The 14,156-nt window shown below is 35.0% G+C and carries 5 protein-coding genes; all 5 read left to right on the top strand.

Annotated elements, in window-relative coordinates; translation table 11 throughout:
• Positions 1-2 precede the first annotated feature (2 nt).
• The 5 genes from xyl3A to BKM63_RS21565 all read left to right on the top strand — a co-directional run bounded on the left by xyl3A (position 3) and on the right by BKM63_RS21565 (position 13,924).
• A complete protein-coding gene (gene xyl3A, locus BKM63_RS21585; RefSeq protein WP_071638716.1) occupies positions 3-2,597 on the top strand; it encodes a xylan 1,4-beta-xylosidase in 2,595 nt (864 codons plus the stop codon).
• Between the two features lie 49 nt (positions 2,598-2,646).
• A complete protein-coding gene (locus BKM63_RS21580) occupies positions 2,647-4,593 on the top strand; it encodes a glycoside hydrolase family 97 protein (protein ID WP_071638656.1) in 1,947 nt (648 codons plus the stop codon).
• A 60-nt stretch (positions 4,594-4,653) separates the two neighbouring features.
• Entirely contained in the window at positions 4,654-8,790 is a 4,137-nt protein-coding gene (locus tag BKM63_RS21575) for a hybrid sensor histidine kinase/response regulator transcription factor (RefSeq protein WP_071638655.1), read from the top strand.
• 618 nt (positions 8,791-9,408) lie between these two features.
• Complete coding sequence (locus BKM63_RS21570; protein WP_071638654.1) at positions 9,409-12,417, top strand: SusC/RagA family TonB-linked outer membrane protein; 3,009 nt, start codon at positions 9,409-9,411, stop codon at positions 12,415-12,417.
• A 13-nt stretch (positions 12,418-12,430) separates the two neighbouring features.
• Positions 12,431-13,924 carry a RagB/SusD family nutrient uptake outer membrane protein gene (locus BKM63_RS21565; protein WP_071638653.1) on the top strand — a complete coding sequence of 498 codons (1,494 nt, stop codon included), beginning with the start codon at positions 12,431-12,433 and terminating at the stop codon, positions 13,922-13,924.
• Positions 13,925-14,156: the final 232 nt, after the last annotated feature.

Genomic DNA, 14,156 nt, shown 5'->3' with positions numbered 1-14,156 from the left:
TCATGAAAAATACATATCTGTTTGTCTTAAGTTTAGTTTTTATATTGAATGTCAACGCACAGCAATATCGTTTTAAAGATGCATCTCTGAGTTCAAAAGAACGTGCTGAAGATTTAATTTCACGATTAACACTTGAAGAAAAGGCAGCATTAATGTGTGACCAAAGTGACGCCATACCCAGATTTGGTGTTAAAAAATTCAACTGGTGGAGTGAAGCTCTGCATGGTTATGCCAACAACGATAATGTGACTGTTTTTCCCGAACCCATAGGCATGGCAGCATCATTTGACGATCAGTTGTTGTATACTGTATTTAATGCTGTTTCTGATGAAGCCCGGGCAAAATACAATCAATGGATTCAAAACGGCAATGAAAATAAACGTTTTTTGAGCCTTTCGGTCTGGACGCCTAACGTTAATATTTTTAGGGATCCGCGCTGGGGCCGTGGTCAGGAAACTTATGGCGAAGATCCTTACCTTACTTCGCGAATGGGAGTTTCGGTTGTAAAAGGACTTCAGGGACCTGCTGATGCAAAATACCGAAAGCTTTTGGCCTGTGCGAAACATTTTGCCGTTCATTCAGGACCGGAATGGAGCAGACACGAACTGAATTTGAATAATGTAGATCCACGTGAATTATACGAAACTTATCTGCCGGCTTTTAAAGCATTAGTACAGGATGCCGATGTGCGTCAGGTAATGTGTGCTTATCAACGATTGGATGATGAACCTTGCTGCAGTAATACGCGTTTATTGCAGCGCATTTTGCGTGATGAGTGGGGGTATAAATACATGGTGGTTTCCGATTGTGGAGCTGTTACAGATTTTTATACCACACATAAAGTTTCATCAGATGCAACACATGCAGCATCAAAAGCCGTACTTGCAGGAACTGATGTAGAATGTGTTTGGGAAAAATATCCTTTTAAAAATTTACCGGAGGCCGTTGAAAAAGACCTGATAAAAGAAGCCGATATTAATAAAAGCCTGCTTCGTGTTTTAACAGGTCGCTTTGATTTAGGCGAAATGGATGACGACGCCATTGTGCCTTGGGCTCAAATTCCGGCATCGGTGCTTAATAGTAAAGAACATCAGCAATTGGCACTCGAAATGGCGCAAAAATCAATGACACTTTTGCAAAATAAAAACAACATTCTTCCTTTAAATAAAAACATAAACAAAGTAGCAGTTATAGGCCCAAATGCAGATAATGAACCGATGTTATGGGGAAATTATAATGGCACACCAGTTAAAACTATTACAATTAAAAGCGGTATAGAATCAAAAATTGCTGCTAATAAAATGGTTTATGATAAAGCCTGCGATTTGGTAGAAGACAAAGTAAATCAGAGTTATTTTGACCAAATTTCATTTGAAGGCAAAAAAGGAATGAAAGCGACGTATTGGAACAATCCAAACAGAGAAGGGAATAGTGTTGTATCGCAGCAAATTGTAAATCCGATAAAAATGACGACTGCCGGACAGCATGAGTTTGCTTCGGGGGTTAAGTTAGAAGGATTTTCGGCAAAATATGAAACGGAATTTGTGGCCAAAGAAAGTGACAATCTTGTTTTTAATACCGGGGCGACCGGAGCTTTTGAATTATTTGTTAATGGAGTATCCATAGCAAAATATACCAACTGGCGCACGGTTCCCGGAAAAATTGCCTTTGCAGTAGAGGCGGGTAAAAAATACAAAATCGAAATTCTGTATGCCCAGTCCAACAATTGGCAGGCTAATCTTGAATTTGATTTTGGAAAAGAACACGATATAGATTTCGGAGCCTTAATTCAAAAATTAAAAGGCATCGATACGGTAATTTTCGTAGGCGGACTTTCGACACTTCTTGAGGGAGAAGAAATGCCGGTTTCTTTTCCAGGTTTTAAAGGCGGCGACAGAACCAATATTGAACTTCCGGCAGTGCAGCGAAAATGTTTACAGGAACTGAAAGCTGCCGGTAAAAAAGTAGTTTTTGTAAATTGCTCTGGTTCTGCAATTGCTTTTACACCAGAAACAGCAAGTTGTGACGCTATTTTGCAAGCTTGGTATCCGGGAGAATCAGGTGGTCAGGCTGTCGCCGATGTTCTTTTTGGAGATTATAATCCTTCGGGAAAATTGCCGGTTTCATTTTATAAAAATTCAGACATCTTAGGAGATTTTGAAGATTATTCGATGAAAGGACGTACTTATAGATACACGACAAATGTTTTGTTTCCGTTTGGTTTTGGTTTAAGTTATTCTAAATTCCAAATTGGTACTGCAAATCTTAGTAAGACAAAGATAAAAGCAAATGAAAATACACAGCTGAGTTTTTCAATAAAGAATAGCAGTAAACGTGAAGGAACAGAGATTGTTCAGGTGTATGTTCGAAAAGTTAATGATAAAGACGGGCCTTTAAAATCGTTGAAAGCTTTTAAACGAATCAATTTAAAAGCCGGCGAAAAGCAAAATGCAGTTATTGATTTACCTGCCGCTTCATTTGAATTTTATGATGCTGGCACCAGAGGAATAAATATAACTTCAGGTGAATATGAAGTGTATTATGGTACCAGTTCTGATGTAAAAGATTTAAAAATGACAAAAGTATTTGTACAATAACTGTTTCATCTTTTAGAAATAAAAATAAACCAATTAATCTAAGGCTGTTATGAATTTTAAATATGTTATATGTTTATGTCTGTTTAGTTTTTTTAAATTAAATGCACAATCAATTGTAATTAGTCCTGATGGAAAACTTAAAGTTTCTGTTTCAGTCTCAGGCGGAATGCCTTTCTACAGTATTTCATACAATGATAAAAAGTTCCTTGAAAATTCGCCGCTTGGTTTAAAAACGAATGCCGGTGATTTTACAGCAGGATTAAATTTAAAACCTGATGCAGTTCAAAATAAAATTGAGGAACAATACGAGCTGCCCAATATCAAGCAGCGAAAGGTGCATTATGAGGCTAATGAAACCGTATTTTCTTTCACTAAAGAAAATAAATCTGCTATTGATGTAGTATTTAGGGTGAGCAATAACAATGTCGCTTTTAAATATAAAATACATCCACAAAATGAAACCCGCTCTTGTGTAGTACAGGAAGAAGCATCTGGTTTTATTCTGCCAGAAGGAACAACTACATTTCTTTGTCCGCAAAGCAAGCCAATGACAGGATTTGCCAGAACGGCCCCAAGCTATGAAACATCCTATACATTAGATGCTCCAATGGGGAAAAATGGTTTGGGAGAAGGCTATACATTTCCCTGTCTTTTTAAAGTAAAAAATAATGGCTGGGTTTTAATATCAGAAACAGGGGTAGATGGTAATTATTGTGGCAGCAGACTGATTGGTCATGAAAAGGGATTATATACGATTGGTTTTCCAATGGCGGGAGAAAATAACGGAAACGGAACAACTGCTCCCGGAATATCACTTCCCGGCGAAACACCATGGCGGACTATTACGGTTGGCGAAACGCTGGCTCCGGTTGTAGCAACCACAATTCCGTTTGATTTGGTTAAACCACAATTCAAGGCTTCACAAGAATATAAATATACCAAAGGTTCCTGGAGCTGGATTATAAAAATGGACAACAACACTACTTTTCCGGTACAAAAACAATACATCGATTTTAGTGCTGCAATGGGATATGAAACTATTTTAATTGATGCACTTTGGGATACACAAATAGGCAAAGATAAAATTGCAGAACTGGCTCAATATGGAGCGGCAAAAGGCGTTGGTTTGTATTTGTGGTACAATTCTAATGGCTACTGGAATGATGCGCCTCAGGGTCCGAGAGGAATGATGGACAATTCAACAATTCGTCGTCAGGAAATGGCGTGGATGAAAAGTATTGGTGTAAAAGGGATAAAAGTAGATTTTTTTGGAGGAGACAAACAAGTCACCATGAAGTTGTATGAAGATATCCTGACAGATGCGAATGATTTTGGTTTAATGGTTATTTTTCACGGTTGTACATTACCCAGAGGATGGGAGCGTATGTATCCAAATTTTGCTGCTAGTGAGGCTGTTTTGGCAAGCGAAAATCTGCATTTCGGGCAAGGAAGCTGTGACAAGGAAGCTGCTAATGCTGCTACACATACTTTTATTAGAAACGCGGTAGGAAGTATGGATTTTGGCGGAAGCGCCTTAAATAAATTTTATAATAGTGATAATATTCCCAATAAAGGTTCAAAACGAATGACCTCTGATGTTTTTGCTTTAGCGACAGCGGTACTTTTTCAAAGCGGCGTTCAGCATTTTGCATTGGCACCCAATAATTTAACCGATGCTCCGGCCTGGGCGATCGATTTTATGAAAAAAGTTCCAACTACCTGGGATGAGGTTCGGTTTTTAGAAGGTTATCCGGGTAAATATGCAGTAATTGCCCGCCGAAAAGGAACAAAATGGTATATAGCAGGCGTTAATGCTCAAAAAGAAACACTGAAAATTAAAACGAAACTGTCAATGATTGCTTCGGGAACAGTATTAAAATGGTACTCTGATGATGAACAATTAAACGGAAAAACAGAACAAATAAAACTTAAAAATAACCAGGAGATTGAAATTAAAATTCCCTGTAACGGCGGCATAGTTTTATTGAATGAATAGCAAATAATAAGTTTCGACTAAAAGAGCATATATTTATTTTAATTTACTAACCATTGTATAATGTCCCAAAAAAAATATTTTAGAGTTCTTGTTATCTTATTTTTTACAATAAATAGTCTGTTTTCTCAAAATACATTTGAAGACTATCAATTTCGGTTATTAAATAAGGAAACTTCAAAAAGCGGTATATATGCCATTACACAGGATCAGTCAGGTTTTTTGTGGATTGGTACCAATGGTGCAGGTTTATTTAAATATGATGGGATAAGTTATGTGGCTTATGAGCAAAACTCTAAATTGCCTAATACTATCAATAGTAATCTTATTTATGTTACTTATGTAGATGCTCACAATAGGTTATGGATCGGTACAGATGAAGGATTATGTCTCTATAATCGAAATTTAAATACTTTTGAAAGTATTGATATTCAAAAAAAAATAAAAAAAGAAACTGTAATTTCTGTAAAGAGTATTGTAGAAGACAACAATGGGAATCTTTTTTTGGGAACGCTTAACAGTGATTTACTGAAGCTAAATATTAAATCCCGCGAAATTACCAAGATTAAGACAAATGTTTCAAATACTGAAAATTACCTTATCAACTGCCTGGTAAAAGATAAAAAAGGGACTATTTATCTAGGGACTAACTTTGGTTTAAAAACAGTTGACCCTATAACAAATGAGTTTAAAGAATTAAACATTGGCAAGAACAATGAAATGCTTTCTTTAAATATTATTTCCATGTTTATAGACAGCAGGCAGAACCTCTGGATTGGCAATGGATTTAAAGGACTTGTAAAGGTCGATTTAAATTCTAAAGTTAAAGACGCTGCTTATTATCCTATTACCAGAAAAAGAATTATGTCAATACTGGCAACAGATTCCAATACAATTCTTTGTGCCACAGAAAATGATGGTTTAATCATTGTAAACGATCAGGGTATTGTTCAAAAAAAATACGTAAACAGTAAATACAATAATCGAAGTTTAGGTTCAAATTCTGTTTGGTCTTTATTTTTAGATAAAGAAAATAGAATCTGGCTGGGATATTACAATAAAGGCTTAGGTGTTTTTGATAAAATAAACAGTAAGGTAAGTATTATTGAAAGTTTGCCCGGAAATTCACAGTCCTTACAAACCAATTGTGTTACCGGCATTGCCAAAGATCATCAGGATCAATTATGGATTTCTATGGAAGGCGGAGGAGTTGATGTTTACAATACAATAACTAAGAGTTTTAAGCATATTACCAAATCTGACCGAAGTTTTTATTCTGGATTAACCAATGACAATATAACGAATGTATTTATTGATAAAAAGCAAAACATCTGGTTATCAAGCTGGAATGAAGGTGTTTTTGTTTTAAAAAAAGGAAGCAATAAGTTTATTAACTACAGCACAAAAAACACTCCCGGTTTGGCATCAGACAATATCATGAGTATTGCTGAAGATTCCAGAGGTGTAATCTGGATCGGAACCTTTTCAAAAGGACTGCATTATTACACTCCTTCAGATGGTCAGTTTCATCATTGTAATACTAAACCATTTTATGCAAGCGGTATAATAAATTCAGACATTAGAAAGATAATGACAGATTCAGATGATGCTGTCTGGGTGGGGTCAACAACAGGTTTGTACAAGGTTAGTACAAATGATTTTCATTCTTTTTCAGTAACTTCTTTTCGGGATAAAATGTCTGAAAAGCTTAAAAATCATAAAAGCATACATACTATCAATACCTTATATGAGGCCAAAAACAAAGAAATTTGGATTGGTACTGATGGAGCCGGATTATTTAGATATGATAAAAAAACAGACAACATAAAATGGTATATAAACTTCAATGGTCTGAACGAAAAGTCAATTTCGTCTATTGTAGAATCAAATGACGGGTGTATTTGGCTAAGCGGAAAAAAAGGAATTACAAAACTTGATTTAAAAAACAACATTACTGCTAATTACTCTATCTATGACGGTTTACTGGGAAATGATTTTAATAACAATGCTGTCCTGAAAGACGAAAAAGGATTGCTTTATTTCGGGAGCTATGAAGGTTTAAATTATTTTAATCCTGCCAGTTTAGTTAAAAGTAAAAAACAGCTTCCGGTTTACTTAACAGATTTGAAACTTTTTAATAAGTCAGTAGGTCCGCTTGAAAAAAACTCCCCCTTAATAAAAGTAATATCGCAGACAAAAAAGATCATTCTTAAGCATGATCAATCTGTATTTACGATTGATTTTATTGCTGTAAATTATTCTTTTCCTGCCAGAAACGAATTTGCGTATTATTTAGAAGGATTTGAAGATTCATGGAATTACGTGGGCAGTAAACGCTCGGCAACCTATACTAACTTGGCACCTGGAAAGTATGTCTTTAAGGTGAAAGCTTCAGAAAAAAATGGAGTTTGGAATCAAAATCCGCTCGAATTAGAAATTGAAATTTTACCGCCTTGGTGGAAAACACCTTTTGCTTATCTATTTTATTCCCTGTTACTATTGGCGGCAATTTATTTTGCCAATCAGTACTATCAAAATCGTTTTAAACAAAAACAAATGATAGAATTTGAACAGAAAAAAGCAATTCAAATAGAAAAATTAAACAATAAGAAATTACAATTTTTCACCAATATCTCGCACGAATTTAGAACACCGCTTACTTTAATTTTAAATCCGTTAGGCGATATATTGAAGAATAATAACCTGGATTTACCAGCGAATGTATTGAGTAAATTACAGACTATCCAGAAAAGTTCGGACAGACTTTCAAGATTAATCAATGAGCTGATGGATTTCAATCAGCTCCAGTTTAATAAAATGCCTTTAAAGGTGCAGCTGGTTGAAATAGTAAGTTTTACAAAGGAAATTGTGAGTTATTTTAATGAAGAAGCCTTAAGCAGGGGAATTCAATTGCATTATCAATCCAGTGAGAAAACATTAAAGGATTGGGTAGACCCTAAAATGTTTGAGAAAATTATTTTTAATGTAATTTCAAATGCCTTTAAGGTTACTCCCGATAATGGAAAAATCACAATAAAAATAGTGGTCAGTGAAGAGTTAGTTCATTTTCCTTTGATAAATTCCACCAATACCAATCCTTCTTTTGAGGTTATTGTTGAAGATACAGGTGCAGGATTGGATAAAAAAGATATTAAGAGAATTTTTGACCGTTTTTATCAGGTAAATAATTTGAATAAAGCCTATTATGGAAGCACAGGAATAGGACTGGAGGTTGTTCGCGGATTTGTAGAATTGCATAAAGGAAAAATTGAAGTAGAAAGCAAATTGGGTTTTGGCACAACTTTTAAACTGCTATTTCCACTGGGAAAAGAATTCTTTAATGAAAACGAAGTGATGCCGGAGGAATTTAAAAAGGAGAAAAAAATAAGTTTCACACCTATTGCCGAAAAATCTGTTGTTGAACTATCAGATGATGATGAGAAAGAGGATCGAGTTTATACCATTTTGATTGTTGAAGATAATGCTGAACTGCGAAATTATTTAAAAAATGAGCTCAAAAAAGAGTACAAAGTTATAACAGCAGAAAATGGTCAGGTCGGTTTGGAATTAGCTTTGCAAAAACTACCCGATTTGATTTTAACAGATGTTATCATGCCTGTTATGAATGGTTTAGAACTGTGTTCCAGTATTAAAGCAGATTTAAAAACCAGTCATATTCCGTTGATGATGTTGTCTGCAAAGGCATTGGTTAAAGACAAATTAGAGGGCATTGATTCTGGTGCAGATATGTATTTGAGCAAACCTTTTGATATGGATATTCTACGATCCAGCTTAATTCAGCTCATCAAAAGCAGACAAATTATGTTTAATAAATTCTATAACGGAATTACTCCAAAAGCAAAAGAAAAAACAACCACTTTGGATAATGAATTTATAAAAAATGTCCTGAATTACATTAATCAAAACATTAGCGAGTATGAGTTGAGTGTTGAGGTTCTGGCCTCGAAAGTGTTTTTAAGCAGAAGTCAATTATACCGGAAAATAAAAACTCTAACAGGCGTAACCGTAAATGAATTTATACGGAATGTTCGTTTAGAAAAAGCAAAAGAGTTAATAGAGCTGGGTAATGATAATATGTCTGAGATTAGTATTAAAGTTGGTTTTAGTTCTCCTTCTTATTTTACAAAATGCTATAAAGAAAAATTTGGATATCTGCCCACGCATAATAAGAAGCAATAGTGCTATTGAAAAGTCCTTGAGCATTAAATATTTTTAGAGTTTCGGGTTGAGAGACTCTGACCCAAAAAACAGAAAAAGAGACTGTTTCACTTAATTGTGAGACAGTCTCTTTTTTTATTTAATAAATAACCGATTTCAGAAATACAATCAGGATCAATTTGTGGAAAACAGAATGAATTAACACTAAAAATCATTTTTAAATAATTATTGAAAAACTATAAAACCTATATTTTTTTATTTCATACTCAAAAAAAAGATAACAATATTAGGAATGCCTTATTTGGGCGCTTTGTATTTAAATATTTGATAAATAGATGATTATGCGTTTTTTGAAGGTTTCGTGCTACAAATTTGATAGTTTTTGCAACATTTTTAATAGATGAAATGTATGTTAACCTTATATTTTTGGATTCAAAGAAAATCAAACAATTTAACAAGTAAGTATTAACATTTTTAAAAAATTACAGTATGAAATGAAAACCAAAATTATTTATTGTCAGCCTTTTTTTAGTCAATTTAAAAGGATCGAAAATAGCTTATAAGCTAATATCATAATCAAAACAATAAATAAGCTTTACAACCAAACAACTATTTAAACTAATCAAAAAACCACTAAAAATGATTTTAAAATTCAGAATTGCAATAATTACATTGCTAATAATTGGCAGTCAGAATCTGATTGCACAATCAAAGACGGTACAGGGGGTAATTACCGATCCATCAGGATTTCCTTTGCCTGGTGCCAGTGTTAATGTAGAAGGTTCAAAAAATAGCGCATCAACAGATTTTGATGGTAAATACACCCTTAAAGACGTTAGCCCGACAGACAAAATAACGTATTCTTATGTAGGTTTGATTTCGCAAACCATAACTGTCGGTACAAGAAGTACAATTGATGTTGTATTAGCATTATCCACACAAAACTTAAACGAAGTTGTGGTAGCTTATGGTACTCAAAAAAGAGCTAAGGTTACCGGAGCAATCTCAACAGTAGGTTCAAAAGATATTGCCGCTGTGCCTATAACTAATGCTGAGTCTGCTTTGCAAGGACGTGCGGCAGGTGTTACTGTTGTAAATGGTGCGCCGGGTTCAAATCCTACTGTTAGTATTCGTGGTTTATCCACAATGGGAAACAGTGCTCCATTGTATGTAATTGATGGAGTTTTAACAGGTAACCTCTCAGGTTTAAGTCCTAATGATATTGAGAGTATGTCGGTTTTAAAGGATGCCTCTACTACTGCTTTATATGGTTCAAAAGCTTTTAACGGGGTAATTGTGGTTACTACTAAAAAAGGTAAAAAAGGTCCCGGGCAACTAAGTTTTAGTACTTATGTAGGTGGACAGGCGGTTACAAAAAGATATGATGTATTAAATACACAGCAATATCTGCAATATGCCAAAGATTTAGGAAGTGATTTAACAGCAAGAGCTGCTGAATTCGGAAATATAAATACCAACTGGCAAGACCAGATTTTTCAAACTGGTTTGATGCAGGATTATAATCTTAGTTTTTCAAATGGTACTGAGACTTCAACAAGTCGTTATTCTGCCGAATATATGAAACAAGAAGGTGCTATTATTAACACTGGTTTTGAACGTTATTCTTTTAGAGCTAATAATACACAGGATATTGGAAAACTTAAAGTAGGAAGCAATATCGGTGTATCTTTTGGTACAATTAATCCAGAACGTAGTGCAGGAGGTAGAACTTTATTAGAGCATGCTATTAAAATGGCGCCTTATTTTCCTATCTACAATGCAAATAATTTAGGAGGATATCAAGGTCCCAGCGCAATTGACGGCAATGATGCCGAAAATCCGGTACGTGTAGCAAATTTGGGATATCAAAAAATTAATAATTTATCTATAATAGGGAATATCTACGCCGAATTAGAAATTTTCAAAGGCTTAAAATTCAGATCACAAGTTTCCCTAGATTATTATACAAGTAAGGATCACACTTTTGTGCCTAGTTTTCAAGATGGTTCTTATCATAAACAAGCATTTTCTACAACAAATGAAACAAATGGACAAGGTCAGACTATTGTTTTTGATAACAGCTTAACTTATAAAACTACAATTGCAGGAAAACATAATCTTGAAGTATTAGGAGTTATTACTAAAATTGATGGAAAATCGCAAACTTTAGCAGCAGGAAGCCGTTACAGTATTTCGGATGAAATTGATCAGTTAAGATATAATGAAGGAAGTTTAACTTCTGCCAATTATGTAGAAAAAAATATTGGTTACATCGCCCGTATCAATTATGATTATAATGATAAATACATACTTGCCGTTTCAGGACGTAGAGACGCTTCATCTCGTTTTGGAGCCAATAACCGCTGGGGTAACTTCTACTCAGTTGCCGCAGGGTGGAATATAGCTAAAGAAAGTTTTATGGAAAATTCTATTTTCAGCACATTGAAACTTAGAGCCAGTACCGGTACAACAGGAAATGACAGAATAGACAATTATCAGTACGCCGCTACATTACTTACTACTTATAATTATCCAATTAATGGTGGAAATGCACAAGGTGTTTCTATGGGAGTTGCTTCTAATCCTAACTTGAAATGGGAGTCTAAAACAGATAGAAATATAGGTTTGGATTTTGGTTTGTTTGACGATAAATTCACGGCATCTTTAGAATATTTCAACAATAAAAGCAGTGATATTCTTTTTGCAGTGCCCCTTCCTGCTTCTGTAGGATCTGCGGGTGGTGGAACTCAAATTCAAAATGTTGCCGATGTGAAAGTAAGCGGATTTGAAATATCATTAGGTTATAATGACAGAAAAGGAGATTTTACATGGTCTGCTGTAGCTAATTTAGGAACAAGTAAAAACGAAGTAACCGGCTTAGCGCCAGGAGTAACTAGTGTATTAGGTGGTCCGGCGGCCAGAGCTGGTCTTGAAAACTTTTCCAGACTGGAAGTAGGTCAGCCGTTATTCTATTTTTATGGATATCAAACCAATGGAATTTATCAAAATCAGGCAGAAGTAGATGCTGTTTTCGGACCAGGTCAAACCACGATCCAGCCAGGAGATATTAAAATTGTTGACCGCGATGGTAATAAAATAATTAATTCTAATGACAAAACAAATATCGGGAATCCATATCCGGATTTTACTTACGGTTTAAACCTTACTGCAGCTTACAAAAATTTCGATTTTAACTGCTTTATATCAGGAGTTCAGGGGAATGATATTTTCAATGCAAATACTTTTGACCTAAAAGGAATGAATCGTTTGTTTAATGCAAGTACTGATGTATTAGACAGAGCAATTGTTGTAAATGGCGTTGTCACAAATCCATCTGCTAGTCTGCCAAGAGCACAGGGGGCAGATATCAACTGGTCTTCTGCAAATCAGCGCTATGTTGAAGATGGATCGTATACAAGACTAAAAAATATAGCCATAGGATACACCTTTTCCGGAGATGCATTTAAGGCTTATTTTTCAAAAATAAGATTCTATGTAAGCGGGCAAAACTTAATTACAGTTACAAAATATAGCGGTTTAGACCCTGAGATCGCACGTGCAGACGCCAATGCAAATTCTGCTGGTATTGATTTAGGAAGATATCCACAGCCAAAATCTGTGATTTTTGGACTTGATGTTACATTTTAATATATAAAAGAAAATGAGAAAAATAAAATATATACTTATAGTTCTGACAGGAGTTTTAACTATAACTTCATGTGACTCTGGTGAATTAGAATTAACTAATCCTAACACTTTAGCACCAGAAACCTTTTTTATAAATGAAGCACAGGTGCAGTCATCTGTAAATGCATCTTATGCAAATCTGCAGACAAGAGGGCTTTATGGCAGAAATTTTTCTTTTGCTATGGATCTTATGGCTCAGGATGCTTTAGGAAACCCGCAGTTAGAAGGAAACAAAAAACCTTTTCAGGATTTTTCTTTTAATGCAGGAAATGATATTATTCAATATTATTGGGAATCCTGTTATAAAGGGATATCCAGAGCTAATTTTGTACTGGATAATGAGGCGAAAATAAATGCTCTTCCCAGTTCGGATTTTTCACAAGAGAAAAAGAACAAATATTTAGGAGAAGCTCATTTTTTAAGAGCCTATTATTATTTTCTGTTAGTGAAACGATTTGGAGATTTACCAATTTACAAAACAGGCACTATTATTGGCAATGCTAGAAGTCCTAAGGCAGAAGTTTATGCCTTGATAGAAGAAGATCTTGTATTTGCGTCTAAAAATCTTTTACCAAGAGGAACAGAAGTGGCGGGAAGAGCTAATAAAGAAGCTGCTTATGCCTATCTGGGAAAAGTATTGTTATATGAAAAAAAATACGATGAAGCGTTGGCGGCATTGAATAATGTTACAGGATTCAGCCTTGAAGATAAGGGCAGTTTTTACAACAACTTTATGGCAGAGACAGAACACGGTAAAGAGTCAATTTTTGAGATTGAGTTTGACGAGAAAAATGGAACAGGTGATCAATGGGGAGCTGTTGGTGACAGCGAGGGAACTGGTTTTGAAGAGTCTACACTTAGAGGACAGGAATATGGGAACCTAAGCTGGTACAATGTGTATCCGTCAGACGATCTGTTAGATTCGTATGAAGCAGGAGATTTACGTTTTGGAGATACTTTTTATGTACCAGGCTCAACCTATTTGAAAGGAACCAAGGTAATGCTGGCAAGTAATTTTACTACCTCTGCAGGTATTAGAAGAGCGGGCTGGAAAAAATATCAAAACTATTACGAAAGAGAAGATGAAGCGACACGCTCAAGTATTAACTTCAAAGTTATGCGTTATGCAGATGTATTGCTTATGAAAGCAGAATGTGAAAATCAAAGAGCAGGAGGTTCACAAACAGCGGCCATTGCCTATATTAAAGAAGTGAGAGATCGTGCAGGTTTAACAACTTCCATTGCACCCACAAAAGATGCAGTTTTCGCAGCTATTGTGCATGAGCGCAAAGTAGAGTTTGCCGGCGAGCAAAGCCGTTTTGATGATATTATGAGATGGGGTAACGCGAGTACTGAATTGGCTGGTACTGGTTTTCAGGCTGGTAAGAACGAGTTATGGCCGATACCAAATAGAGAAACATCTTCTAATCCTAATATAAAACCAAGTGATAATAATCCTGGTTACTAAAAAAATTAAATTTTTGGTAGTTTGAGTTAAGTTAGTAATTTGGCAAACAGCGCATTTTAATGCGCTGTTTGTTGTTTTAGTAAGTACAGAATCACTTTCTTTTTGACAAGTCATTCTAGAGTATAAATTCCAAAGTCTAAATTCCAAAGTTTAAAATCTACAATCTACAATCAAAAGTCTACAATCAAAAGTCTACAATCAAAAGTCTGCAATCAAAAGTCTGCAATCAAAA

It is taken from the genome of Flavobacterium johnsoniae, assembly GCF_001879205.1.
In the GTDB taxonomy this organism is placed as follows: domain Bacteria; phylum Bacteroidota; class Bacteroidia; order Flavobacteriales; family Flavobacteriaceae; genus Flavobacterium; species Flavobacterium johnsoniae_A.
The sequence above is the reverse complement of the archived record's forward strand: the minus strand, read 5'-3'. Positions and strand labels throughout refer to the sequence as shown.

Coding starts and splice junctions, on each gene's coding strand:
- BKM63_RS21580 (WP_071638656.1), top strand. CDS start 2,647: ATGAATTTTAAATATGTTATATGTTTATGTCTGTTTAGTTTTTTTAAA.
- BKM63_RS21565 (WP_071638653.1), top strand. CDS start 12,431: ATGAGAAAAATAAAATATATACTTATAGTTCTGACAGGAGTTTTAACT.
- BKM63_RS21570 (WP_071638654.1), top strand. CDS start 9,409: ATGATTTTAAAATTCAGAATTGCAATAATTACATTGCTAATAATTGGC.
- xyl3A (WP_071638716.1), top strand. CDS start 3: ATGAAAAATACATATCTGTTTGTCTTAAGTTTAGTTTTTATATTGAAT.
- BKM63_RS21575 (WP_071638655.1), top strand. CDS start 4,654: ATGTCCCAAAAAAAATATTTTAGAGTTCTTGTTATCTTATTTTTTACA.